26 protein-coding genes are annotated in these 23,544 nt (G+C 66.9%); 11 read left to right on the forward strand and 15 right to left on the reverse strand.

The genetic code is table 11. From position 1 onward, the window contains the following. The 4 genes from NN4_RS40265 to NN4_RS40280 form a co-directional block, all read left to right on the forward strand. On the forward strand, positions 1-262 hold a 262-nt coding region (locus NN4_RS40265; RefSeq protein WP_147142508.1), incomplete at its 5' end, for an Asp23/Gls24 family envelope stress response protein. Then, positions 259-795, forward strand: a complete 537-nt coding sequence (locus NN4_RS40270) for a DUF6286 domain-containing protein (protein WP_147142511.1) — start codon at positions 259-261, stop codon at positions 793-795. The genes NN4_RS40265 and NN4_RS40270, both read left to right, overlap by 4 nt. Next, the gene (locus tag NN4_RS40275; protein WP_147142513.1) at positions 795-1,370 is read left to right on the forward strand and encodes an alkaline shock response membrane anchor protein AmaP; all 576 of its coding nucleotides are present in this window, start codon (positions 795-797) and stop codon (positions 1,368-1,370) included. Before NN4_RS40270 ends, NN4_RS40275 begins: the two co-directional genes overlap by 1 nt. A 346-nt stretch (positions 1,371-1,716) precedes the next feature. Beyond that, positions 1,717-2,085, forward strand: coding sequence for an STAS domain-containing protein (locus NN4_RS40280; protein WP_147142515.1), 369 nt, complete (start codon positions 1,717-1,719; stop codon positions 2,083-2,085). 88 nt (positions 2,086-2,173) lie between these two features. On the opposite strand, the gene NN4_RS40285 is transcribed toward NN4_RS40280, so the two are convergent. The 4 genes from NN4_RS40285 to NN4_RS40300 all read right to left on the reverse strand — a co-directional run bounded on the left by NN4_RS40285 (position 2,174) and on the right by NN4_RS40300 (position 6,366). Continuing rightward, positions 2,174-2,617 (reverse strand): response regulator, encoded by a 444-nt coding sequence (locus tag NN4_RS40285; RefSeq protein ID WP_135236163.1) that lies wholly within the window; start codon positions 2,615-2,617, stop codon positions 2,174-2,176. 70 nt (positions 2,618-2,687) lie between these two features. Further along, positions 2,688-4,412 carry a sensor histidine kinase gene (locus tag NN4_RS40290; protein WP_186818863.1) on the reverse strand — a complete coding sequence of 575 codons (1,725 nt, stop codon included), beginning with the start codon at positions 4,410-4,412 and terminating at the stop codon, positions 2,688-2,690. Further along, complete coding sequence (locus tag NN4_RS40295) at positions 4,409-5,701, reverse strand: PP2C family protein-serine/threonine phosphatase (RefSeq protein WP_147142518.1); 1,293 nt, start codon at positions 5,699-5,701, stop codon at positions 4,409-4,411. Before NN4_RS40295 ends, NN4_RS40290 begins: the two co-directional genes overlap by 4 nt. 308 nt (positions 5,702-6,009) lie before the next feature. Beyond that, on the reverse strand, positions 6,010-6,366 hold the full coding sequence (locus NN4_RS40300; protein WP_147142521.1) for a hypothetical protein: 357 nt from the start codon (positions 6,364-6,366) through the stop codon (positions 6,010-6,012). Between the two features lie 698 nt (positions 6,367-7,064). Here NN4_RS40300 and NN4_RS40305 point away from each other — a divergent pair. Continuing rightward, positions 7,065-9,647: an MFS transporter gene (locus tag NN4_RS40305; RefSeq protein WP_147142523.1), complete on the forward strand. Its 2,583-nt coding sequence runs from the start codon at positions 7,065-7,067 to the stop codon at positions 9,645-9,647. Between the two features lie 133 nt (positions 9,648-9,780). Here the strand turns inward: NN4_RS40305 and NN4_RS40310 are convergent, their stop codons facing one another. Continuing rightward, positions 9,781-10,341 carry a superoxide dismutase family protein gene (locus tag NN4_RS40310; RefSeq protein WP_147142526.1) on the reverse strand — a complete coding sequence of 187 codons (561 nt, stop codon included), beginning with the start codon at positions 10,339-10,341 and terminating at the stop codon, positions 9,781-9,783. Between the two features lie 32 nt (positions 10,342-10,373). Then, a complete protein-coding gene (locus NN4_RS40315) occupies positions 10,374-11,345 on the reverse strand; it encodes a PLP-dependent cysteine synthase family protein (protein ID WP_147142529.1) in 972 nt (323 codons plus the stop codon). Between the two features lie 116 nt (positions 11,346-11,461). Here NN4_RS40315 and NN4_RS40320 point away from each other — a divergent pair, with 116 nt between their 5' ends. Further along, positions 11,462-12,121 (forward strand): winged helix-turn-helix transcriptional regulator, encoded by a 660-nt coding sequence (locus tag NN4_RS40320; RefSeq protein WP_186818864.1) that lies wholly within the window; start codon positions 11,462-11,464, stop codon positions 12,119-12,121. Between the two features lie 14 nt (positions 12,122-12,135). On the opposite strand, the gene NN4_RS40325 is transcribed toward NN4_RS40320, so the two are convergent. Then, positions 12,136-12,924, reverse strand: a complete 789-nt coding sequence (locus NN4_RS40325; RefSeq protein WP_246181346.1) for a phosphotransferase family protein — start codon at positions 12,922-12,924, stop codon at positions 12,136-12,138. A 123-nt stretch (positions 12,925-13,047) separates the two neighbouring features. Here NN4_RS40325 and NN4_RS40330 point away from each other — a divergent pair, with 123 nt between their 5' ends. Next, positions 13,048-13,992, forward strand: a complete 945-nt coding sequence (locus NN4_RS40330; protein WP_147142534.1) for a hypothetical protein — start codon at positions 13,048-13,050, stop codon at positions 13,990-13,992. A 300-nt stretch (positions 13,993-14,292) separates the two neighbouring features. Here the strand turns inward: NN4_RS40330 and NN4_RS40335 are convergent, their stop codons facing one another. Further along, the gene (locus NN4_RS40335; RefSeq protein ID WP_281289461.1) at positions 14,293-15,381 is read right to left on the reverse strand and encodes a serine hydrolase domain-containing protein; all 1,089 of its coding nucleotides are present in this window, start codon (positions 15,379-15,381) and stop codon (positions 14,293-14,295) included. 295 nt (positions 15,382-15,676) lie between these two features. Between NN4_RS40335 and NN4_RS40345 the strand changes: the two genes are divergently transcribed. Then, positions 15,677-16,189, forward strand: coding sequence for a nitroreductase/quinone reductase family protein (locus NN4_RS40345; RefSeq protein WP_147142541.1), 513 nt, complete (start codon positions 15,677-15,679; stop codon positions 16,187-16,189). A gap of 136 nt (positions 16,190-16,325) precedes the next feature. Here the strand turns inward: NN4_RS40345 and NN4_RS40350 are convergent, their stop codons facing one another. Next, a complete protein-coding gene (locus tag NN4_RS40350; RefSeq protein WP_246181347.1) occupies positions 16,326-16,703 on the reverse strand; it encodes a DUF4870 domain-containing protein in 378 nt (125 codons plus the stop codon). A gap of 123 nt (positions 16,704-16,826) precedes the next feature. On the opposite strand from NN4_RS40350, the gene NN4_RS40355 reads away from it, so the two are divergent. Next, positions 16,827-17,297 (forward strand): GNAT family N-acetyltransferase, encoded by a 471-nt coding sequence (locus tag NN4_RS40355; RefSeq protein ID WP_147142546.1) that lies wholly within the window; start codon positions 16,827-16,829, stop codon positions 17,295-17,297. Positions 17,298-17,391: 94 nt separating this feature from the next. Here the strand turns inward: NN4_RS40355 and NN4_RS40360 are convergent, their stop codons facing one another. Genes NN4_RS40360 through NN4_RS40375 form a run of 4 tightly spaced genes read right to left on the reverse strand, consistent with a single transcriptional unit; the run spans position 17,392 to position 20,117 of the window. Further along, positions 17,392-18,162, reverse strand: a complete 771-nt coding sequence (locus NN4_RS40360) for an SDR family oxidoreductase (RefSeq protein WP_147142550.1) — start codon at positions 18,160-18,162, stop codon at positions 17,392-17,394. Positions 18,163-18,171: 9 nt separating this feature from the next. Next, positions 18,172-18,717 (reverse strand): GNAT family N-acetyltransferase, encoded by a 546-nt coding sequence (locus tag NN4_RS40365; RefSeq protein WP_147142553.1) that lies wholly within the window; start codon positions 18,715-18,717, stop codon positions 18,172-18,174. Between the two features lie 54 nt (positions 18,718-18,771). Beyond that, complete coding sequence (locus NN4_RS40370; protein ID WP_246181348.1) at positions 18,772-19,413, reverse strand: histone deacetylase; 642 nt, start codon at positions 19,411-19,413, stop codon at positions 18,772-18,774. A gap of 38 nt (positions 19,414-19,451) precedes the next feature. Continuing rightward, positions 19,452-20,117: a class I SAM-dependent methyltransferase gene (locus NN4_RS40375; protein WP_246181349.1), complete on the reverse strand. Its 666-nt coding sequence runs from the start codon at positions 20,115-20,117 to the stop codon at positions 19,452-19,454. Between the two features lie 60 nt (positions 20,118-20,177). Here NN4_RS40375 and NN4_RS40380 point away from each other — a divergent pair, with 60 nt between their 5' ends. Further along, complete coding sequence (locus NN4_RS40380; protein WP_147142559.1) at positions 20,178-20,966, forward strand: glutamate racemase; 789 nt, start codon at positions 20,178-20,180, stop codon at positions 20,964-20,966. A gap of 199 nt (positions 20,967-21,165) precedes the next feature. On the opposite strand, the gene NN4_RS40385 is transcribed toward NN4_RS40380, so the two are convergent. After that, the gene (locus tag NN4_RS40385) at positions 21,166-21,810 is read right to left on the reverse strand and encodes a winged helix-turn-helix transcriptional regulator (RefSeq protein ID WP_147142562.1); all 645 of its coding nucleotides are present in this window, start codon (positions 21,808-21,810) and stop codon (positions 21,166-21,168) included. Between the two features lie 81 nt (positions 21,811-21,891). Between NN4_RS40385 and NN4_RS40390 the strand changes: the two genes are divergently transcribed. Then, a complete protein-coding gene (locus tag NN4_RS40390) occupies positions 21,892-22,272 on the forward strand; it encodes a nuclear transport factor 2 family protein (protein WP_147142565.1) in 381 nt (126 codons plus the stop codon). A gap of 61 nt (positions 22,273-22,333) precedes the next feature. Here NN4_RS40390 and NN4_RS40395 read toward each other — a convergent pair. Beyond that, positions 22,334-23,544: RNA polymerase sigma factor (locus NN4_RS40395; protein WP_147142567.1), on the reverse strand; the 1,211-nt coding region annotated here is incomplete at its 5' end.

A 23,544-nucleotide genomic window follows, 5' to 3' on the forward strand; every position in this document is an offset into this window, starting at 1 on the left:
GCGGATCGTCGAGCAGGCCGCCCGCGAGGTGGCCGGCGTGGGTGCCGACGTGCGGGTCGACGCCGAGGTCTACCCGGACCGCACCGCCCTGGCGGTCCGGTTGCCGATCAGCTACCCCTCGCCGATCGGCCGGGTGACCGAGGCGTGCCGCGCGCATCTGGCCGGCCGGACGCGTGAGCTGACCGGCCTCGCGGTGACCGCCATCGACATCGTGGTGGCCGAGCTGACCACCGAAACCGCTGCGGGAAGGAGAGTCCGGTGATCCGCAGGCCGCGTCGGGTCGGTCCGGCGATCCTGGTCGCGGTGCTGCTGCTGGCCGTCTGCGTCGCGGTGGCGGTGTCGTTGATCCAGCGCCTGGTCGGCGCACACGAGTTCGTTTCCTACGACTCGGTGGCCGCCGATCTGCACGGCATGGAGTGGCACGACATGCCGGTGCTCGGCGTGGGTATCGCGGCGATGGTGTTCGGTTTCGTGCTGCTCGCGCTGGCGCTGTGGCCCGGCCGGGCCGCGGTGCTGCCGCTCGCCGCGGACGACGGCATCTCCGCCGGGGTGACGCGCGGGGGACTGCGCACCGCCCTGCGCAGCGCCGCCGGCACGGTGGACGGCGTCAGCACCGCCCGAATCCGGTTGCGTCGCAAAGCGGTCAAGGTCTCCGCTCGCACCGATCGCGCCGGCTCCGAGGGCCTGCCCGAGGAGATCTGCGAGCGGCTCACCCGCCGCGTTCAGGAGATCGGCCCGCAGCGGGTGCGCCACGTGCGCGCCAAGCTGCGGGGACCGAAGACGGGAGAGCTGTGATGGTGCGAACCAATCGTCCGGCCACGTTGAACCGGACCGTGCTCGGGCTGACCGGCCTGCTCTTGCTCGCCGCCGGTGTCCTGGCCGTTGCCGCGCACTACGGGCGGCTGCGCTGGGTCCAGTCCGACGACACCGTGGTTCCCGGCACCGACGCACCGCCGACCTGGGTGCTGTGGGCTGCGGTCGCCGTCGCCGTGCTGGTCGGCCTGCTGTGCCTGCGCTGGCTGCTGGCACAGGTGTTCCGGATGCCGAAGTCGGTAACCTGGCGGACCGGCGGCACCGAGTGGGCAGGCACCACCGTGCTCGCCTCGTCGACCGCCGCGGCCCCGGTCGCCGCGGATATCGAGAGCTACCCGGGCGTGCGCACCGCCTCGGCCTGGTTGTCCGGCGAGCGCACCGCACCGGAACTGCACCTGATCGTGACCGCGGAACCGAGTGCCGACATCGCCGAACTGCGTCGCAAGATCCTCGGCCACGCGGTCACCCGGCTGCGTGCGGCATTGGAGGTCGAAGTGATTCCCGTGACATTGGAGCTGGACTTCGCCGAGGATCGCCGACCCGCCCGAGTGCGCTGACGGTTTGCCGCTACCCGCGCGCGCCTCGGCACGATCGTCCGACCTCGGGCAGCATCGGGCCAGGTGGTGCCCCCGATCGCCGGAGCTTGCGCCGACTTCGCACTGCCCGTTGGCGAACCGGCGCGCCGCAGGCCCAGGCGGGCGCAACAACCGAGGTCCGACTACGGTAGTTTGGCGAGTTGGATCATCTCCGCGCCGTGTTCGGGCGGGCGGAGGGTCGACGCGTCGGAGGTAGCGAAGTGGCGATGCCAGGCAACCGGTTTGGTGTAGCAGGCTCAGGTCGGTCGAGCCGAGGTGGAACGGCGCCCGCTGGCGCCGTGTGCGTCGGTGTTCAGGAGGATGCCCGATGAGCGCGGACGGAAAGGCCAAGAGCCTGGAGACGGACGTGCGGTCGGTGGATTCCACCCGGATCCTGTCGCTCACCGGGGAAATCGATATGGCCTCCGCTCCGCAGTTCCAGGCTGCGGTGGACGAAGCCCTGCGGGATCAGCCGAACACGCTGGTCGTGGACCTGTCCCTGGTGGAATTCTTCGGCTCCGCCGGATTGAGCGTGCTGCTCGTCGCCGCGGAGGCGCTGCCGTCGGGCCAGCTGCGCGTGGTGGCCTCGCCGCCGGTGCGCCGCCCGATCGAGGTGACCGGGTTGGACAAGCTGCTCAGCGTGCACAACACGGTGGACGACGCGCTGTCCGTCGAGGAACCGCGCCGCCCGGCTTAGGTCCGAGCGGAACTGCCGAAGGCTGGTTGAACGTAGCCGGGGCTGGATCAACGTTGCCGGGGGCTGGGGCAGCGCTGTCCGGCGCCGATCAGCGGTGTCGAGGAAGCCGGACGACCTGGACGAAGAAATCGTCGATGTGCTTGATGGCCGCGACGAACTGGTCCAGGTCGACCGGCTTCGTCACGTAAGCGTTGGCGTGCAGCTTGTAGCTGCGCAGGATGTCTTCCTCGGCCGCCGACGTGGTAAGCACGACCACCGGGATGTGCGACAGATCCGGGTCCGCCTTGATCCGCTCGAGCACCTGGCGGCCGTCGTATCTCGGTAGATTGAGGTCGAGCAGGATCAGATCCGGCCGCGGGGCCTCCGCGTACTCGCCTTGCCGGTAGAGGAAGTCGAGCGCCTCCTGCCCGTCGTGCGCGACGTGCAGGGTGTTGCCGATCTTGTTGTCCTCGAACGCTTCCCGAGTCATCAACTCGTCGCCGGGGTCGTCTTCGACGAGCAGGATGTCGATGGGCTGAGCGGGGATGGACAAAAGCAATCTCCTTGTGGTGTGGCTGACTCGCAGTGGGGCACAGCCGGTTCGGTGAAATGGTAGAGCGGACTCAGCTCGCCGGGCTGGGTGAGCTGGTGTGCTCGACCGGACTGGCGTCGCCGTTCGCGCCGGCGTCGCTGAGGGAAATGGTTTCGCTGTACGAGGTGTGCTGCCCGGCCTCGCCGGATGAGCTCGAATCGCCGGTCGGCTCGGAGTCGCTCTCTGCCACCGGCGAATTCAGCGTGAACCAGAAGCGGGTGCCGCCGGTGTACTCGGTGTCGAGCCAGATCTTCCCGCCGTGGTGCTCGACGATCTTCTTGCACAGGGCGAGTCCGATACCGGTGCCGGTGTACTCCTCCCGGCTGTGCAGCCGCTGGAAGATCACGAACACCTTCTCCCCGAACTCGGGTGGGATGCCGATCCCGTTGTCCGACACCGAGAACAGCCACCCGCCGGTGTCGCCGTCCGGCACACAGTCGAGCCGCACGACCGGCGACCGATCGGGCGCGCGGAACTTGATCGCATTGCCGATCAGGTTCTGCCACAACATGGTCAGCAGGGTCGAATCGCCGGTGATCTCCGGCAGTTCGTCCGGGCGTTCCAGCTGTAGATCGTTGTCCTCGGCGGCCGCAGCGAGATTGGTCATCGCCTTGTCCAGGGTCTGGTCGAGACCGATCGGCACGTTGCCGTCGATGACCCGGCCGACCCGGGAGAAGGTGAGCAGATCGTTGATCAGCACCTGCATGCGCTTGGCGCCGTCCACCGCGTAGGCGATGTATTGGGTTGCGCGCTCGTCCAATTGGCCCGCGTACCGCTTCTCCAGCAGCTGGCAGAACGCGGCGACCTTGCGCAGTGGCTCCTGTAGATCGTGCGAGGCCACGTAGGCGAACTGTTCGAGTTCGGCATTGGAGCGGCGCAGCTCCGCGGTCTGCGCGTCCAGCTCGGTCGTCTGCTCGGCCAACACGGCTTCCTGGACGCGGGAGGACTCCAGCTCGGCGACGACCCGGCGGCGCATGCTCTCCACCGCCTCCGCGACGGTGGCCAGGTCGGCGGGTCCGTGCGCGGCGATGTGGTGGTCGAAGTCGCCGTCGGCGACGCGCAGCGAGGCGGCCTCCAGATTGTCCAGCGGCCGCGCGACCAGCCTGCGCACCAGCAGCGTCAACGCGACCGCGGCCAGCAGGAACGCGGCGACCATGCTCGCCAGCACGGTATCCCGCACGTCGCGCGTGCTTTCCAGCTCGGCGCGTTCCCGGTCGATCTCGGCGGCGAGGTCGGCGTCCTGCTTGGTGAACAGGGTGCGGACGTTGTCGAAGTCCGCTTTGCCCCGGGCAGCCGCGGGCTCGCCGACGGCGCCGGTGCCGCGTGCGGCGACCGCGGCAGTCAACGGTTCGGCGTAACCGGTGCGCCACTCGTCGGCCGCGCGTTCCACGGCGTCGAGGTCGGCGAGCAGCTGCGGACGGCCCGCGAGCAGCTCACGGATCCGGGCCGCGGCCCGCGCCTCCACCTGCTTGCCCTCGTAATACGGTGCGAGGAACTGCGCGTCGGCGGCGATGGCGTAGCCGCGGATACCGGTCTCCTGGTTGAGCAGCGCGCTTTGTAAGCGGTAGGTCTCGGCGGTGGCGGGTTGCAGCCCGTCCACCATCCGGTCGGCGACCCGGTTGGTCTTGGTGAGTTGATGAGCACCGATCGCGGTGCCCACGATCACCAGGATCACCATGAGGGCCAGCACGAGCATGAACCAGCCCTGCACGGTCAGCCGACCGGCGATGGACTGCTTCCTGGGGGATGTCGTCATCGATTGTCCTGATTCAGGTCTCGGTGATGCCACTGCAAGTACATGACCGCCACGTCGTCCTCGAGGCCGCCGTGCGACTCGGCGAGCGCTTCGGCACGCCGGATCAGCTCGTCGACGAACGCCGAGGGCTCGGCGGCGGTGACGGTGCGGGCCAGCTCCAACAGGCCCTCCTCGCCGAGGCGGTCCTCGCCCACGGCGGTGTGTCCCTCGAACAGCCCGTCGGTGAACAGCATCAGGCCGGAGCCGACGGGCAGCGTGATCTCGTGGGTGGTCCAGTCGGCGCGGCCGGGCAGGAAGCCGAGGGCAGGACCGCCCGGCACCTCGACCCAGTCCACCGCCGAGCCGCTGCGCAACAGCATGCCCGGATGCCCGGCCCTGGTCACCAGCACCCGATGGTCGTCCGGGCACAGGGTCAGGCTGGTCAGGGTGGCGAAGATCTGCTTGCCGGTGCGTTCGGCGAGCAGCACCTCCTCCAGCAGCCGCAGCTGGCGGATACCGGAGATATCGCTGAGCACCAGCGTGCGCCAGGCCAGCCGCAGCGCCACCCCGGTCGCCGCCTCGTCCGGGCCGTGACCCGCGACATCACCGATCAAGGCGTGCACGGTGCCGTCGGCCTGTTGCACGACGTCGTAGAAGTCGCCGCCGAGCAGGGCGTTGGCCCGGCCGGGGCGATAGCGCGCCACGATGTCGACCGAGCGTTCACCGCGCAGCAGCGGGGTGGGTAGCAGGCCACGTTCGAGTCGCGCGTTCTCCTGCGCGCGCATCTGGCTCGCCCGCAGCGCCGCAGCGGCGCGTTCGGCCTGCTTACGCTGGATGGCGTAACGCAGTGCGCGACCGAATAATTCGGGCTCGATCCGGCCTTTGATCAGATAGTCCTGGGCGCCCGCGGCGACCGCGGCCAGCCCGATCTGTTCCTGATCCAGCCCGGTGAGCACCACCACCGCCACCTGGTCGGTGTATTCGCGTACCGTGGCCAGCGCCTCCAGCCCCTGCGCATCCGGCAGGTGCAGGTCGAGCAGCACACAATCGGGTAGCTCGACGGCCAGCCGTGCGCGGGCCTCGGCCGCGGATCGCACCCACCGCACGGGCAGGCCGGGTGCGCCGTCGGCGATCAACTCCTCGACAAGCAAGGCATCGGCCTGATCGTCCTCGATCAGCAATACCGAGAGGTCCGGCCAGTTCCAAACGGCGGCACGCTCGAGAGGACGCACCGGAATCGGAGCTTCTCCGGGGGCCTTGCCGTCGCTACCGCCGAGAAGGCTTACGCGCCCACTCTGCCCGGAAAGCATCGACTCGGGTCTCCTTCCAATCCGCGTCACTACTCGGTCGCCGTGACACACGACTAACGCGGAGTACCCACAATCGCGAGGCGCACCCTCCGGGCCTTGTACCGCACGACGCGACAACATTACCGTCCCGAAACAGTGGGTCCGGCCGCCGACCGGATTCGCGGGTGTGGTGCACAGCTCGATTCCTCCCATGATCGACGCAGCTCACACCCGCTGAAGGTGGGTCTGCGCTGACGGTTGCCGTTGATCATCGACCGTGCGGCTCGGCGCGTCGGACGTGCTGAACCGCCGTGCTGCGTTTCTCGGCGCTAGCCGGCGCGCCAGGTGGTGAAGTCGAACTCGAGGTATTGCTCAGCGGCGGAAGGGATGTGCGTGAGCGTGAGATCGGCGAGGTTGCCCTGGTCGGTCTGCACGCAGAGGTGGCTGTTCATGGGCAGGTGGTAGACGTTGTCGAGAGTTTTGGTCCAGGCGCCGGGTGCGATCGTTGTGCAGCGGTCGAGGCCGGCGTCGGCGCGCGGGATGGCGAAACGCGCGGCGCCGTGGGTCATGGCGTTGAGGGAGTCGCCGGTTCTGGAAGGGCTCATGTCCACACCGGGCTCGTTCTGATCGCGGATCTGCCCGGTATCCAAGTCGATTCCCTCGACGTTGGCGATCCTGCGTTTCACACCGTGCGCGACCGAGGGTGGCGCGGTGGTCGTTGGGCGCGCGGACGGGCCGGCGGACGGTCGGCGGGCCGGGGCCGCCGGACGCACTGGGCGGCGCCGACGATGAATTCGAGCCGGCGCACTCGGCGACACCGACGACCACCGCGAGCACACCCGCGACGCTGCCGACGATGGTCCAGAACAGCGCCGAGGTCCAGAAGTGGGTCGCGCCACCGTTGCTCGGTGCGGGTTCGTTGTCGGGCATCTGCTGCTTCCCCCTGTCGCCGGATGCTGGTCCGCGCCTGCGACAGGCGAACCGCAGCCCGCGCCGCAGATGCTGCCTCGCCCGCGGCGAGACACGAAAGACCTTACATAGCAAGCGGCTATCCGTCGGTGGGTTTCGGTCGATGCCACCCGTGCTGGCAGTCGGCCGGCGCGCCGCTGTATTGTTTGCTTCAGCAACTAGTTGCTCGGATCGAGCAAGCCTGCTGGTGAAAAAGGGGAGGGCCCACGCCCGCAGCGCACCGGTATGCTCGCCGATCTGTCGCACGCTGAGAGTTCTACCAGCAGTAGTACAGAGCAGATCGCTTGTCGCACAAGGCTCGGCCGCGCGCCGAGCCGACCCACTCGACGGCCGCGTAAGTGTTCGCGGCGGCCGCCGAGGGCTACCCGTGTTCGAGGACAACGCCACAACGCAGCCGACCAGAATCAGGGCGCACATGACGAATTCCACTACCCAGGCAATGCCGCCGGGCCTGGAAGCCGGCGAGGGCACGGCACTGTCACACCAGCAGATCATGACCATTCTGTCCGGCCTGCTGCTCGGCATGTTCCTGGCCGCGCTGGATCAGAACATCGTGAGCGTGGCGATCGTGAAGATCGCCAACGACCTGCACGGCTTCGATGAACAGGCCTGGGCGACAACGGCTTACCTGATCACCGCGACGATCACCACGCCGCTCTACGGCAAGCTGGCCGACATCTATGGACGTAAGCCGTTCTATCTCACGGCGATCGGGCTGTTCATCATCGGCTCGGTGGCCTGTACCTTCGCCGCCTCGATGTATCAGCTCGCGGGCTTCCGCGCGTTCCAGGGGCTCGGTGCGGGCGGCTTGATGTCGTTGGCGTTCACCATCATCGGCGACATCGTGCCCGCCCGTGAACGGGTGCGTTACCAGGGCTACTTCATGATCGTCTTCGGTACCGCCACGGTGCTCGGACCCGTGCTCGGCGGCTTCTTCTCCGACTATCAGACGCTAGGCGGAATCGACGGCTGGCGCTGGGTGTTCCTGGTGAACGTGCCGGTCGGCGTGCTCGCGTGGCTCGTTGTCGCGAAGGTGCTGAACGTGCCGCATCAGCGCCAGCGTCATCGCATCGACTGGTTCGGTGCGGTGGCGCTGACGATCGGCGTGGTGCCGCTGCTGGTCGTCGCCGAGCAAGGCCGACACTGGGGTTGGGGGTCGCACCGGTCGTTGCTCTGCTACGGGATCGGCGCGTTCGGGCTGCTGCTGTTCCTGCTCGTCGAGTTCCTGATGAAGGACGCGGCGCTGATTCCGTTGCGGCTGTTCAAGAGTTCGACGTTCAGCGTCACCATCGCGGGCGGGTTCATCGTCGGCGTCGCCATGTTCGGCGCCATCACCATGGTGCCGCAGTACTTTCAGGTGGTGCGCGGCTTCACCCCGACCAACGCGGGTCTGCTGATGCTGCCGCTGGTGCTCGGCATCACGATCGGCGCGCAGCTCGCCGGGCGAATCACCAAGAAGACCGGTCGCTACAAGATGCTGCCGGTGGCAGGCACTTTCGTCATCGCGGCCGGCTCGGCGCTGTATGCGCAGGTGCACTACGACAGCCCGCTGTGGCAGCCGCTGGCCTACGGTGCGGTGATCGGGCTCGGGCTCGGCGGCTGCATGCAGACATTGATCATCGCGGCGCAGAACGCGGGCCCGCGGTCGGATATGGGGGTGTCCACCGCGTCGGCGACGTTCTTTCGCCAGATGGGTGGCACGCTCGGTGTCGCCGTGTTCCTGACGATCATGTTCAACCTGTTGCCCAACAAGATAATCGACGCGTTCGGCGGACAGTTGCCGCCCGAGTTCGGTGCCGATCAACTCACGAGTATTCAGAGCAACACCAGCGGGATCGAGTCCCTGCCCGACGCGTTGAAGGTGCCCATCCTGACCGGGTTCACCGACTCCATGCATGCGGTGTTCTATGTCGCGGCCGGAGTGGCGCTGCTGGCGTGCCTGGTGCTCATGTTCATGAAAGAGATTCCGTTGCAGGATGCCCCGGCGCCCGTCGCGGCGGCGCCGGCGGCATCGCCTGTCGCGGAATCGAGTTGGGACGAGGATCAGGTCTGGGAGGGTGCCGCGCAGGTACTTTCGGAACCCGAGCCGGCAATGGCCGGGGCCGTCAGCGGTCACGCCTCCGAGCACCTCGGCAACGGTTCGCACCAGTTCGCAGTGGCGGCAGCCGGTTCCGCGGTCACCGTGCTGGAGGCAGCCGGATTCGTCGGCGATGACGACGGCGCGATCGGCGGGCATATTCGCCGCGAAGACGGTCGTCCGGTGCCCGGCGCCACGCTCACCCTGATCGACCAGCGTGGACATCAGGTGTCGCGAACGAGCGGAGATGCCGAGGGCGGCTACCTGATCGGCGTACCCGAGGGCGGCAGCTACGTGCTGATCGTCTCGGCCACCGGCCATCAACCAGCCGCGGTCACCGTGTCCATGGGGCAGCGCCCCCAGCACCTCGACCTCACCCTGCTCGGTTCCGGCGAGGTGTCCGGCGTCGTTCGCTCGGCCGCCCGCGGCACACCCCTCGCCGGCGCGACCGTCACGCTGACCGACCGGCACGGCGACGTCGTCGGCACCGCGGTCACCGCCGCCGACGGCACCTACACCTGCCACGGCATCGTCACCGGCACATACACAGTGGTGGCCGTAGCCGAACACATGCGCCCCACCGCAACCACCCTCACCGTGCCCGACACCGGCCTGCTCCGCCACGACGTCGAACTGGCCGCCATGGCAGTCCTCACCGGCTCCGCGCTGTCCGAGGACGGCCGCCCGATCCCCGACGCCCAGATCAGCCTCCTCGACGCCACCGGCGACGTGACCGCCACCACCCGCACCGACGACAACGGCCACTACCTCATCCCGGACCTCCCCCAGGGCAGCTACACCATCGTCGCCCGCGGCTACCCCCCGTCCACCAGCCAGGTCACCGTCACCGGTGGCGAAGTCAGCCACAACGTCGAACTTGCTTACCACCAGGATGATTCACGGAACCCGGCCCAGTCGTGATACCTGCCGCCCGCAGCTGATCGGAGGCCCGGCTGATTATCCAGCCGGGCCGAAGTGGTTTCATACGGTCTCGGCGGCCGTGGTCGAGCCTTGTTATGAGCGTTGGCCGCAGAATGCGTCGAGTGGCCAGGGACTAGAGCGGGACGCTCAGGCAGGCGACGCGGGCGCCGGCCATGCCTGCGTTACCGTCCGTGGTGTCGGTCTTCTTCTCGTGCACGACGATCGACCCGGCTTTGCCCTTACGGAAGGTCCAGTCGACCATGGAAACCTGTGTGGCGTTGCCATTCTTGTCGGTGGTGAAGTCGAGCCACAGCTCGTTGCGCGGGTTGGCATATCTCGCGTCCATGGACATTGTGTCCTTGGCGTTCGGGTCCTCCACGTTCTGGTAGTGGAAGCCGGAGTCGGCCGGCTTCGCGCCGCAAGACTTCACGTGCGCATGTGAGCCGTAGACGCGGTTGGGGAGGAGGCCCCGGACGGTCAGGATAGCCACGGTCCTCTTGTCGTAGTTGCCGATGACAACCCTGGCATGGCTGCCGACGGGAGCCAGCGTCTGGTCGTGAGTGACGGCGACGGCGCCGTCCTGCCAGGGCTTGAAGGTGCCCTCGACGATGATGGGCCCGTTGGCATTCGCGGGTGCGGCAGGAATCAGCAGGGCGGCGGCGATCGCGCCGAGTAGTAACGGTTTGTATTTCATGGGATCAGGCTCCGCCGAGGTCACAAACCACGTCAAACGTTTCCATGTGGGGATTTCTGGCTCGGACCACGGCTTGTCCGGAACACGTTCGTGCTGAGGTATTTCAGGCCGGAGTCCACCAGGATGGTGGCGACGGCGGCGTCGGGGCCGAGTCGTTGTCCGAGTTCGATGGCCGCGAGGACATTTGCGCCGGAGGAGGTTCCGGTGAACAGTCCTTCTTCCCGCGCGAGTCGTCGTGCCATGGCTTCAGCGTCGGCGGTGGGTACGGGGATGATCTCGTCGGGGAGGTCGGCGTCCCACATCGGGGGCCGGTAGCCGATGCCGATGCCTTCGATGAGGTGAGCGCCCGGACGGCCGCCGGACAGCACGGCGGATTCGGCCGGTTCCACCGCGACCACCCGCAGTCGCGGGTTGTACTGCTTCAGTGGCGTGGTCGCCCCGCGCAGTGACGCTGCCGTGCCGACCGCTTGGACGAAGCCGTCGACGCGGCCACCGGCTTGCGCCCAGATCTCTTCGCCCATCGGGTGATAGCCGGTGATGCTGTCGGTGTTGGTGAGCTGGTCGGTCCAGTAGGTGTTGGGTTGGCGGCCGAATGCTGCTGCGGTGTCGATCATTTCGAGGATCAGCTTCTTGGTGATCTGCCCGTGCTCACTCTGGACCAGAGTGAGTTCGGCCCCCAGCGCGACCATCTGAATCAACTTGTCCGCGCTGAACGCTTCCGAGCTGACGATTCGCAGCGGATATCCGCGCGCCGCGCAGACCATGGCCAGCGCGGCACCGGTGCTGCCGCCGGAGTATTCGACAACGGTGTCGCCGGGCCGCAGCCTCCCGTCGGCCTCGGCGGCGGCCAGCATGGCCTGTGCCATCCGGTCTTTCATGCTGCCGGTCGGGTTGTTGCCCTCGACCTTGACCAGAATGGTCGCGCAGTCGGCGGGCACCACTCTGCGCAATCGCACCAGGGGTGTGTGCCCGATCGCTGTCAGCACGCTGCTACTGATTTCCATGTTTGCTCATCCTCCCGACGACTTCATCGACACTGCCGATCGTCGGCGCACCCAGCTGGAGCCGGAAGTTCAATTCTTGAACTGCGCTGCGCGCCTGCGGTCCATACGCTTTCGGTGTGGGTGGTTATGGACAGTTCTGCGCCGTGGCGCGGGCGCTGGATGTACTCGGTGAGCGGTGGACGCTGTTGATCGTTCGCGAACTCCTGCTCGGCGCATCGAGCTTCGGTGACCTGTGCCGGGGATTGCCGCGAATCCCCAGGGCAACTCTGTCGGCGCGGCTACGGGTGCTGCGCGCCGCCGGCGTCGTCGACGGCTATCGCCTCACCGACGTCGGTGCCGCGCTCGCCCCCGTGGTCCGGGAACTGGCCCGATGGGCCATCGCCACCGACAGCGCCGCTCTGGGCGAAGACGATCTCGACACCGCCGCCCTCACCTGGGACATGCGCCGCCGAGTCGATGTCGCCGCGCTGCCCGACCGCCGGGTCGTGCTCGCCATCGAGTTCACCGATCGGCCGATTTCCGACAGCAGGTTCTGGTTGCACCTGTCGCGGACCGGGGTGGACCTGTGCCGTGACGACACCGGCGCACCCGTCGACATCTGGCTCACCACACCGACCCGAGCGGCGACCGAATGGTGGCTCGGGAATCTGTCCTGGCAGCAACTGCTGCGACAACCCGGAGTCCAGGTCCACGGTGACCACGGACTTCAGCGGGAACTGCCGCGCTGGTTCACGCGCTACCTGTTCACTCCCGAGAGCCTCGGCATGGCGACATAACGCGCGCGGGTGGGTCAGGGCGCGTCTCGCATCGCCTGGGCGCGCAGCACGTCGACCTCGCAGCCCGGCGATGCCGGGTCGAAGCCGTGCTGGACCAGCCAGCGCACCCCCCGCAGGCTCCGTAACGACCACCACGCGCGGATCACATCGAGGTCGACGTCGGTGCCGTAGCCGGCCACGACGTCGCCGAGGTGCTCCTGGTGTCCGAGTGTCAAGGTGGCGAGGTCGTACAGGGCATCGCCCTGGGCCGCCTCGGACCAGTCGAGCACGCCGGTGACCTCGTCACCGTCGACGAACACATGGGCAACTTGCAGATCGCCGTGCGTGAACACCGGCGTCCACGGCCGCAGCGCAGCCTCGGCAATCGCGCGGTTGCGCGTGATCACGTCGGCGGGAAGGACTTCGTTTCTGCGCAGCCACGCGCATTCGTCGTCGAGGTGCGACGCGATCTCGTCGAGGTTGCGACCGGGCCTGGGTGGCAGCGGCGCGTCGTGCAGCATCCGGACGGCGGCACCCGCCGCGGCCCACGCCGCCGACGACGCGGTCGACGGCTCGCCGAGGCGGCCCAGTGCCACGCCCGGCAGGGCGGCAAGCGCGAGCACCGGCGGCTTGCGCCACAGGACCTCCGGAGTCGGGACCGGCGCCATAGCCATCGCTTCGACCTCGACGTCGGTGCGCTTCTGATCAGCGTCGATCTTCAAGAACACGGCACCGACACGCAAGGTCGCGCACTCGTGATGAGCGACGACGACCTCGACTCCTTCCACGTCGGCCATTATCGAGGCGATGGCCACCGACGTCACCGGGTTTATCCCGCGCAAGTGACCGCTCGGGCGCGGCTGTCGGCATGCAGGCTGTGCCGCAACCGAATTGGGCATCTGTGACTGCGTGGTGCGATGATCGACCCATGACAACCGGAAAGGCCGATGGCCGCTGAACGCCAGCTCGTGCTGCACGCAACGCTGCCGCCGCGCTACGCACGATTCGAAGTTCCCGCCGCCACGATCGATCACCGCGGTCGGCTACTGGCCGTGCTCATCGATCCTGCACAAGTCCCCTCGGCACGCGCGCCGATCCCACGCTATGACGCTACCGTCGTAATCTGCGACAACGGCGACGTCGATGAAATTCGGCTGCACGGCCTCGATCAATGGTTCAGCCAGATCGATGTCCTCGGTGATGGAATCATCCTGGGCGCTGGACGAATCGAGCGAGTGCAGCCCACTGCCTCGACGTTGCCCCGCAACCTTGTTGCCTTCGACAGCACGGGACACCAACAGGGCTCCTGCTACGCCGGAGACGCGATTGCGGAATTGCTCACCGACCCCTACGGGCGAATCTGGATCAGCTATCGCGACGAATCCACCTTCGCCTTCGCCGAACCAGACGGCACCTGGGGCACCGGGCACATGATCGGCCTCGCGCGCTGGGACACCCTGGACAGTTCCCCATGGTTCGCCTCGGATGACACCGGAAATCAGGTCGACTGGTGTGACTGCTACGCGGTAAATGTCGGCCGAACCCGCACCTACGCCTGCCCCTACACCACATTCCCGCTGGTGGAAATGGACGCCAACGGAGTCCGATCGATCACCGAGAACTCGATCACCGGCTGTGGTGGCTTGGCGGTATCGGACGCGACCTTCGGCTTCTTCGACCAGCATCGCCGCAAAGGGCAGCTGAGGTGGGCGATCCGCAAAGGCGAACTCCAGGATGGAGTGGTCACCGAGACCGAAAGCGAGGAACTCCTCCTACCGGGCGGCCGCCGATCCACGGTCTGGGCGCGCGGGAAGATCGGACGTGACTCGACCCTCTGGTTACACGAGGACGGTAACCCCAGGCAGTGGTACCGATATGAACTGGATAGTTGACGGTGATGAAAGGCATTGCGCCAGAGGAGGTTCTAGTGTTCGATGCATCGAAGTTCGGTTGCTGGGCGACGTAGATCTACTCGCGGTAGTTGAATTGAGACGCCCTTACCGGCAGTAGCGGACGCTCTGCGCCCAGACGGTCTTCATCCTGTGACCCGATCCCTGGACGGCAGCGGCAGAGTTGATGTTCCCTAGTCAGAAGGACGGGGGGATAGGCGGTCGGTCGGATCGAGAACGTCCAGCCGTACACACAACGCGGTGCTGCACCGAGCCGTGCGCGTGTGACCGTGGACGTGTCCGCTACCGGTTCGGATGCCCGCGGGTTTGCCCGGTGGTGCAGTTGTCGATCAGCCAACCGGTCACATCGTCGACGGCCTGGTGAGCCTGGTCGTCACCGCAGTTGGTCACGACGGCGAAGATGAGATTGTTCGCCGGCGCCAACAGAGTCTCAGCGGTCCACAACGTATTGCTGCCGGTGTGGGTCAGTACTGGGCCGTTCGCCCACTCCGGGGTGAGAACGATCCACCCGGCGGCGTAATCACCGCCGCGTGCAGGCTGATGCAGCCGGGCCATCGTGACTGTGGAAAGGATGCTGGGTGCACCGCGAGCACCCGCGAGATGTTGGCCGAGGAACCTGCCCCAGTCGGTCAGTGTGCAGTGCACCGTCCCCGCCGGGCCGAATGCAGGAGGATTGTCCGACAACGGGCCCGGCGGCATTGGTTCGAGAGTGCTGTTGTGACCCCACGGCTGGTCGGTCGTCCCAGGACTGCCGGGGCCACCGAACCCGGCCGAGTTCATCCGTAGCGGAGTGAAAAGCTCTGTGCGCATCAGAGATTCCCACGAAGCTCCGCACAGCCGCTGGAGAGCTGCGCCGAGGATCATGTACCCGACATTCGAGTAGGCATACTTCCCCGGCGTGTGGGCGGGTGAATCAGCCAGGATGGTGGTTACCGCCGCCGCGCGGGCCGCCGCCGGTTCGATCCCGTCGGTAGACATATGTTTTCGCATGTGCGGCGGTGGGTTTTCGGGTGCGCCCCCGCGATGCTGTAGCAGTTGTTCGACCGTGACCGCCGCATATCCGGGATGCAGCTGATCGCCACCGAGCAACTCGTTTAGCTGGTCCTCGAACCGAACTACGCCGCGGTCCACGAACAGTCCGATCAGTGTCGCAGTCATAGCTTTGGTGTTCGAGCCGAGGTGCCAGCGATCGCCGATAGTCACAGGAGTCGGATCATTGCGCTTACGAAACCCAGTGACAGCAGCCGCATACGGTTCCGAACCCCACCACACTGCCGCGGCAAGCCCGGGCATTTGCCCCTTCTGGCGAACCTGTTCCAGGAAGTCATGGAGATCGGCAGCAAACCGCGTCGGGCCGACACCCTCGAGCATCACTTCCCCATTCAATCACTGAAACGTTAGAGACAAACGGAGACAACATGTTTCACGTGTCTGGATGGACACGAACGACCAGGCTCCCAGGTGTCCGAGCAACAAAACGCAATCAGCATGAGCGCGCACCCTCGCGGCCGTACAGCGCTCTGCCGTTGATCTTCCGGGCTTCCCCGCCGTGGTCGCTTCGCTCAGCGCGCTCAGCGGTACGACAGAGATTTCGCGTGCGAATCGCGGCACGATCTCTCGTCGAATTAGGACCGTAACTGTCCTATCTGCGCGACATACTCGACTCATGAGCGAAACCGAATCGGCTGCGGGGCAGTCGGAGCAGGCCGACATCACCGACTACAACGATCCGAATGCGCCGTGGAATCAGGCGTGGGACCAGGAGGGCGGCATCGCCAACTGGAACGATGATGTGATCAAGGAGTTCCGGGAGAACTCGGGCAAGGTGGGCGGTGCTTATGCGGGCGGGGACCTCATCCTGCTCACCACCACGGGAGCCAAGAGCGGCAAGCGGCACACGACCCCGCTGGGGCCCCTGTACCGGGGCGACACCATGTTCGTGAGCTCGTTCATCGAGGACAAGTACCCGGCCTGGTGGTACAACATCAAGGCGAATCCGCAGGTCACTGTCGAGCTCCGGGGCAAGACCTATCAGGCGACCGGCAAGGTGCTCGAAGGTGCGGAGTACGACGAGTTCGCGGCCTGGATGCTGGCCAACCATCCACTGTTGGCGGACTTCCAGTCCAAGGTCGACCGGCCCATGCCGCTGGTCGTCCTGACTCTCGACGGGGAGGGCTGAGCGCTCCCCGAACCTCCGCACGAACGTCAACGGCCCGAGATAGCCTCGGGCCGTTGATCTTCGGACTGTCGCATCCGGCTGCGTGCCGGGATGCCGACAGCGTCATCGGTCATGAATTCAGCTGGCGAATATGCCGCTATTTGATTGCGCTGGCCAGCTGATCGGCATAGCGGGCAGTGAACTTTCCGACGAGAGGCAGCTCCGCGCGGACACCGCCGGTGTTGTTCGCCTGGACCATCGCCATGATCCAGACGACGATTGCGAGGATCGCGACTGCGAGTCCGGCGAGGCTGAAGATGAGCCCGAGGACTCCGAGCAGCGAGCCGACGATGCTCAGCACAATATTGACCACCGAGACCGCCCCGAAGAAGACGATCGATTGCGCGGCATGGAATTTCACGTCCGGATCGTTCTTTCCGACGAACAGGAAAATTATTCCGGTGAGCCACCCCATCGCGTACGAGAGGATCGCGCTGGTCTTCTTGTCCAAGCTGGCGGACTGCGGTTGGTTCATGGGAGGTTGAGAAGATGTCATGGGGTAAGTAGATGCCGCGTGCGCCGCCTACCGATCCCAGGTTTCAGGCTGTCGGCGGCGTGCGCGGTAGTCCTGTTGCGCGGCTCGTGATCGAATCAGTGCATGGACGAGATCATCTTCCGGTCCGCGACGATCGATGACCTTGCTGCGCTGGTGACGATGCTCGCCGATGACACACTCGGCAGCGGCCGCGAGTCGGTAGACGACCTGAGCCGGTATCGCGCGGCCTTCGCCGAGATCGACGACGATCCGCGACAGGAGTTACTGGTGGCCGAACACCGCGGTGCCGTGGTGGGAACGGCGCAACTGAGCTTTTTGCCCGGTCTGGCCCGCAGGGGCGCGGTGCGGGCGCAGATCGAGGCGGTGCGGGTGGATCGGCCGATGCGTGGCATCGGTCTCGGATCGCAGCTGATCGAGGAGTGTGTGCGGCGCGCGCGTGAACGTGGTTGCGCCCTGGTGCAATTGACCTCGCACAGTAGTCGGGTGGAGGCGCATCGTTTCTACGGCAAGCTCGGATTCGAGGCCAGTCACGTGGGTTTCAAGCTGATGCTGGCCGACGCCTCGGATCGATGACGCGCCCGCCAGGACTGTGCCGGCCACCGGATCGGCGAGCTCGATTGCCGACGCACTATCGTGCGTCGTAATCAACTGCGGCACAACAGATCTCTCACAGGGCGGTACCGCCACTGGCGTCGAGGGTTTGGCCGGTGATCCACCGGGCGTCGTCGCTGACGAGGTAAGAGACGATGTCGGCGATGTCGGCGGGGCGACCGACGCGACCGAGGGCGACGTTGGACGAGGCTTCGCGCTGACCGTCGGGGTTGTCGATGAGCCAGGCGTTCATATCGGTGAGTACATAGCCGGGGGCGACGGCGTTGACGGTGATGCCGCGCGGGCCGAGGGCCTGGGCGAGGACGCGGGTGAAGCTGTCGATGGCGCCTTTGGTCATGGTGTAGGCCAGGATGTCGGGGACCGCCATCCGGGTGACGGCCGAGGACAGATTTACGACGCGGCCGCCGTCCCGGAGCCGGTCGAGGGCGCCTTGCACCAGGAAGAACGGGGCGCGGACATTGGTGGCGAAGAGGGTGTCGAATTCCGCGGGCGCCATGGTGTCGACGCCTTTCATGATGGTCATGCCCGCGTTGTTGACCAGGATGTCCAGGCCGGCGGGAGCGCCGAGGCCGGCGAAGCCCGCGTCCATGTCATCGAGGAGGGTCGCGAAGTCGGTGGAGCCGAGGTCGCCGCGCACCGCGAAAGCCCGGCCACCGTCGGCCTCGATGCCGGCGACCACGTCTTTGGCCGCCGCGTCGTTCTGACCGAAATGTACTGCTACCAGTGCACCCTCGCGGGCCAATCGTTCAGCGATGGCACGGCCGATGCCCCGGCTCGCGCCGGTTACCAGCGCCGTTTTGGTGGTCGGGATTTCGGTATCGTTCATGAAAGCTATTCAACGGACATGATCATCCGATGTCCGGCTGGATTCGGACATGGCGTTGAGGCCTGCGGACAGCACAGCCACGGTGTAGGCGACCGATCGACCGTTCTGCACGCAGTGGTGTCCGCCGCGTTCGACGAATCCGAGTCGGCGGAACAACTGCCTGCTCCTTGTGTTCCAGCTCTGGATGACTACGCGTACCGGAGTGGCCGGGTAGTCCCGGCGGAGCTGAGCGAGCACGGTGGTGCCGAAGTGCCCACCGTGACCTCGGCCGACCCATTGCGGGTCCATGCCGACGCCGAGATCGACCACGGCGGGATCCTCATCGAGGCCCGGCACCCGCGCCTCGGGTCCGATGCAGAAGAACCCGACGATGCGGTCCGTGTCGGCATCGGCCACTGCCGTGTATCCATCGGCCGCACTTGGCAATTCATCGTCATCGGCCGAGCCGAAGTCGTAGATCTGCCACGGACCGGCGTACTGCCAACCGGCTACCTGCCGGGCGTCGCTGCGGGTGAAGGGACGTACTGCCAGGCGGTCGGGCCATCCATCGCTCACGCCGAGACGCTCTCACATTTGCCCGCCACAGCTGAAGCTATTTTCGGCCGCGCGTCACACCGGGGGCTGACTGCTGGTCAGGAGGGCGGTAAGGGTTTCGGGGGTCCAGGTGAGGTCGGCGCCCGGTCGGGTGGCGAGGTAGGTGGCGGTGGTTTCGATGGTCCAGCCGTGGGATTCGATGAGGCCCGCGGCTAGGTGGCGTAGGTAGGCGGGGGAGGGGGCGTTGCCGGGGAGGTCGGTGTGGCGCCAGGGGGCGGTGCAGGTGATTATCGGGTGGTTCCCTAATCTCCCTGCGTAGGAGAGGGTTTCGTATCGGCCGGGGCCGAGCGGTGCGCGTCCGGTGGTGATCACCTCGGTCAGGTCGAGGTCTGTGCCGGGGGAGCGGTACATCTCCTGGGCCGCGATGTCGGAGAATTGCGCGGCGGTGAGCAGGTAGGCGCGGGCCGCGGTCTCGCCCGGTCCCGCCGGGTCGTAGAACGCGCGGCCGCCGGTCCAGATCAGGGATTCGGTGGCGAAATACAGCAGGCCCGGCAGCATGATGGGCATCGAGCGGACGGGCTCGGCCGGGTCGCGGCAGCCGAGCATGGCCCGTGCGCCGCCCTCCGGAGTGCCTCCGGTGAGGTAGCACCGCAGTCGACTCAGGTGCATGTTCGACCCGTAGGCCGCGTACCAGACCAGGCCGTTGTCGTCGGTCACCTACCCATCCTGCCGTCGCCGCTCGAGACGCGCAGTTCTCAGCTCCGCTGGAACACCGCACGCCACCGCGCGAACCCCGGCTTGTCCGGTCGGGCCACCTGCTCCACCCGCACCGACCGCAGATCCTCGACCGCGAACGCGTCGATCTCCGCCCGGGTGAGCGGCCAGGGCGGCCCGTCCACCTCCACGCCTTCCTCGCGAATAGCCGCAATCACCAGCAGCTCGCCACCGGGCGCCACCATCCGCGCGACATTCGCCGTCGCTACTTCCCGCACCGAGACCGGCATCGACTGCACGGTGATGGACTCGACAACCAGGTCGAACGCGCCCGCCCACTCGGCAGGCGGTGCGAGCAGATCGGCGACCCGATAGTTCACCTTGGATGCCGGAAAGCGTTCCCGCGCAGTCTGTATCGCGGTCTCCGACACATCGAACGCGGTCGTCTCGAACCCCAGCCCAGCCAGGTGCTCGGCATCGCGTCCCAACCCGCACCCGACCACCATGGCTCGCATCCCACCGTCGGCCCGCTCATGCCGCTCGATCCAATCGACCAGCAGCGGATTCGGCTCGTCGGCATCCCACGGCACCACCGCCGCACCCTCGGAGGCGGCCGCATACAGCCGCTCGAACCATCCGGTCGGATCACCCTTGGCCAGCGAAGCGGCAGCCAGCCGGGTCGCGTCGGCATCACGAGAATCGGTCACCCGCCGAGTCTGGCAGGCACCCACGACCAGCGCACGGCGACCGCCCGGCATGATCAGCGGGTGACCTCTCTACGGCAGCCGATCGCCGTCTTCGACGCGGGCCTCGGCAGTTACTCGGCGGTGGAACTGCTGCACCGGCGCCTGCCCGACCGCGACATCGTCTACCTCGCCGACCGTGCCAGCTTCCCGTACGGCGCGAAGACCCGAACCGAACTGCTGACCGTGGTCGACCGCGCCGTGCGTTTCCTCGCCGAGTTCACACCGAGCGCCATCCTGCTGGCCTCCAACGCACCGTCGGTAACCATCCTGGACGACCTGCACAGCCCCGTCCCGATTTTCGGGGTGCGCCCGCCGATCGCCGAGGCATTGGCCATCGCCGACGAGGTCGCGGTGCTCGGTGTGCGGTCGTTGGTGGAGAGTGCCGAGCTGACTGAATTCCTATGCACCGCAGCAGGTGCGGCGATCGATCGGGTCCATGCGGTCAACGCGTCAGCATTGGTCGAGCTGGTGGAGAGCGGCGACTTCTTGTTCCGCCGCGAACACACCGCGTCGGCGATCAGCGACTTCCTGGACGCGCTACTCGCAGCACACCCCGCCATCGATGCGATAACCCTGTCGAGCACGCATTTACCTTGGCTGCGTGACTATTTCGAGCGAGCCCGTCCCGAATTGCACCTCTTCGACCCGATCGAAGCCGTAGTAGACCAGATCCGCCCGCTCTCGGTACCGGGCACCGGCACCGTCCTCGGCTTGGTCACCGAGAACGAGCGTTACCCGGCGACCGAGTTCCGAGAAATGCTGCGCCGCCTCGCCATCGATCTCGAAGTGGAGTCGGTGGTAATCCTTTGAGTTGGTCGGATGGCTGGACAAGCCCACTCCGGCAAACGATTTGATCGACCCCCAGTCGGCATCCGCGTGAGCCTGCACATCCCCTGCCAACGCGCCTCGCTGGTTGCCAGCGTTACTCGGAAGGCATACGGTCATGCGCTTACCGTAGGTCGAGCGTGCGAACAAGCATCGTGCGAAGCGGTTGTCGCCGTTGGGCGCGTCAGTCATCGGTACCCCGGGGTAGCACGCGTTCGAGGGCCGCTACGGAGCCGTCAACGGCCAGCCCCAGCGTCATCGCCGTCCGCAGGGACACCGCTGCGGTAAAGAGTGCGACGAACACCTGTGGCGGCGCGGTGACCGTCGCGTCGGGTCGACGGTCGGTCGAGCAGGGGCGTACCTCGATCCGGCCACGGTCGGCGATGATGTCGCAGCCGTCGCTCAGGTCGCCGAGGCGCACGACGCTCGCTGGTTCGTCGGGTGTGGCGTCGGTGCACAGGTGGCGCAGCGGCAGCGAGAACCAGTGCACCCGGAACGCGTCGTCCTCCGGTGGAACAGCCATCAGCGGGGCGCCCCAGCGGGTCAGCTCGCGGACCACACCGCCGAGGTCTCGGCCGCGATCGGTGAGGCTGATCAGTGTGGCAGCGACCGGCGGCGGTTCGTCGTGTCGGGCGATCAGCCCGGCGCTCTCCATGTCGCGGAGGCGGTCGGCCAGCAGGTTGCTGGCGATGCCCGGCAGCCCGCGGCGCAGGTCGGAGAAGCGGCAGGGCCCTTGGGTGAGCAGCTCGCGGACGATCAGCAGTATCCAGCGGTCGCCGACCAGGTCGAGGGCGCGTGCCATCGAGCAGTACTGGTTGTACGAGCGCATATCGGCAGCCTAGCAGAGTGGTTGAAAATCTCTACTAAGTGGTTTATTTTCTAAACCACAGTCTGAGGCAAGGAGATCACCATGACCGTCGTCAGCGACAACGCACCCGCCGTACTCAGGGAGTACTACCGGATCCTCACGGGCGGGATCGAGAACTACGGGGACGGCGCGGATCTGGCACCGTTGCTCGCCGACGACCTGCACTTCGAGGGTCCGATCGCTGGGCAGGTGACGGGGGCTGCGCCGTTTTTGCAGGGAGTGCGCGGATTCATCGCGAATGTCCAGAAGATCGATTTGATCCAGGAGGTGCACGGCTTCGACGGCACCGCGGTGCTCTACGACGCCCACCTGCCCGAAGGCGCCACTCGGCTCGCCGAGTTCTTCACCTTCGCAGAGGGAAAAATCCAGCGACTGTGCATCCTGTACGACCCCGCCGACTACCTCGCCAAGGGCGGCGCCTGATCGGCGGCTGGTGGACCACGGCCGCGGTGTCAGTCCCCTTGCGGCGCTGGAACATTCGCGTCTAACTCGCGCCGGTCAGGCGACGCACACGGTCGTTGAGGTACCGCTGTTCGGGGATGCTCGTGGTGAGTTGCGCTGCGCGCTGGTAGCTGTCGATGGCGCCGCTGGGGTCGCCGATCATTTCCAGTAGGTGTGCGCGTACCGCGTGGGTCCGGTGGTGACGGCGCATCGAGGAGTTGTCGAGCAGGGGCGTGATCAGGTCCAAACCCTGTTGTGGACCGAGGGTCATGCTGATGGCGACGGCGCGGTTGAGGGTCACGATCGGGTTGGGTGCGACTCGGTCGAGCATGGCGTAGAGGATGCTGATCTGCGGCCAGTCGGTGCGCTCCCAGGCGGGTGATTCCGCGTGCACCGCGGCGATCGCCGCCTGCAATTGGAATCGGCCGACGTGGCCGCGAGGCAGGACCCGCTCCAGGATGCCGACGCCTTCCGCGATCAGTTGCTGGTTCCATCGGGAACGGTTCTGTTCGGCCAGCGGTACCAGGTTGCCGTGCTCGGTGCGGGTCGCTGCTCGGGCGTGGGTGAGCAGCATAAGGGCCAGCGCTCCGGCGATCTCGTCGTGATCGGGTATGGCGCAATGTAATTGACGGGTGAGCCGGATCGCTTGATCGGTCAGGCTCCAATCCATGAGTGTGCCACCGGCAGAGCGGGTGTGGCCCTCGGTGAACAGCAGATGGCACACATCGAGTACCGACGCGATGCGTGAGGGTAGGTCTGATCGGTGGGGGAGCTCGAACACCGCGCCGGCCGACCGCAGGGTCGACCGGGCCCGGGTGAGACGTTGGGTCATGGTGCGCGGCGGAACGAGGTAGGCGGCGGCGATCTCGCCGGCACCGAGACCGCATACGGCGTGCAGGGTCAGCGCGACCTGCGAGGAGCGGCTCAGGCTCGGGTGGCAGCACAGCACGAGCATCCGCAGCATGTCGTCGCTGTCGTCGGCCCTCACCTGATCCAGCGGCGGCACCACGTACGCGTCGCTCGGTTGCGCGGCGGCCACGGCTTCTTCGCGGGCGGCGCGTGCCCGGTCGGCCCGCACTCGGTCGATCAGGCGCCGTGACGCCACGGTGACGAGCCAGCCGCGTGGATTGTCGGGCACCCCGTCGCGCCCCCACTGCGCCGTCGCCGCTTCGGCCGCTTCCTGGGCGGCGTCCTCGCAGTCGCCGAGGTCGCCGTGCCTGCGCAGCAGGGCGGCCAGGACATGCGGCGACTCGT

Origin of the sequence: Nocardia ninae NBRC 108245, from assembly GCF_007990755.1 — a bacterium.
GTDB lineage: Bacteria > Actinomycetota > Actinomycetes > Mycobacteriales > Mycobacteriaceae > Nocardia > Nocardia ninae.

Excerpts from the sequence above, each read along its gene's own strand:
- NN4_RS40275 (WP_147142513.1), top strand. The coding sequence starts at position 795 with ATGGTGCGAACCAATCGTCCGGCCACGTTGAACCGGACCGTGCTCGGG.
- NN4_RS40315 (WP_147142529.1), bottom strand. The coding sequence starts at position 11,345 with ATGGAAATCAGTAGCAGCGTGCTGACAGCGATCGGGCACACACCCCTG.
- NN4_RS40290 (WP_186818863.1), bottom strand. The coding sequence starts at position 4,412 with ATGACGACATCCCCCAGGAAGCAGTCCATCGCCGGTCGGCTGACCGTG.
- NN4_RS40295 (WP_147142518.1), bottom strand. The coding sequence starts at position 5,701 with ATGCTTTCCGGGCAGAGTGGGCGCGTAAGCCTTCTCGGCGGTAGCGAC.
- NN4_RS40390 (WP_147142565.1), top strand. The coding sequence starts at position 21,892 with ATGACCGTCGTCAGCGACAACGCACCCGCCGTACTCAGGGAGTACTAC.
- NN4_RS40350 (WP_246181347.1), bottom strand. The coding sequence starts at position 16,703 with ATGAACCAACCGCAGTCCGCCAGCTTGGACAAGAAGACCAGCGCGATC.
- NN4_RS40280 (WP_147142515.1), top strand. The coding sequence starts at position 1,717 with ATGAGCGCGGACGGAAAGGCCAAGAGCCTGGAGACGGACGTGCGGTCG.
- NN4_RS40385 (WP_147142562.1), bottom strand. The coding sequence starts at position 21,810 with ATGCGCTCGTACAACCAGTACTGCTCGATGGCACGCGCCCTCGACCTG.
- NN4_RS40360 (WP_147142550.1), bottom strand. The coding sequence starts at position 18,162 with ATGAACGATACCGAAATCCCGACCACCAAAACGGCGCTGGTAACCGGC.
- NN4_RS40330 (WP_147142534.1), top strand. The coding sequence starts at position 13,048 with ATGGCCGCTGAACGCCAGCTCGTGCTGCACGCAACGCTGCCGCCGCGC.
- NN4_RS40305 (WP_147142523.1), top strand. The coding sequence starts at position 7,065 with ATGACGAATTCCACTACCCAGGCAATGCCGCCGGGCCTGGAAGCCGGC.
- NN4_RS40355 (WP_147142546.1), top strand. The coding sequence starts at position 16,827 with ATGGACGAGATCATCTTCCGGTCCGCGACGATCGATGACCTTGCTGCG.
- NN4_RS40345 (WP_147142541.1), top strand. The coding sequence starts at position 15,677 with ATGAGCGAAACCGAATCGGCTGCGGGGCAGTCGGAGCAGGCCGACATC.
- NN4_RS40335 (WP_281289461.1), bottom strand. The coding sequence starts at position 15,381 with ATGCTCGAGGGTGTCGGCCCGACGCGGTTTGCTGCCGATCTCCATGAC.
- NN4_RS40310 (WP_147142526.1), bottom strand. The coding sequence starts at position 10,341 with ATGAAATACAAACCGTTACTACTCGGCGCGATCGCCGCCGCCCTGCTG.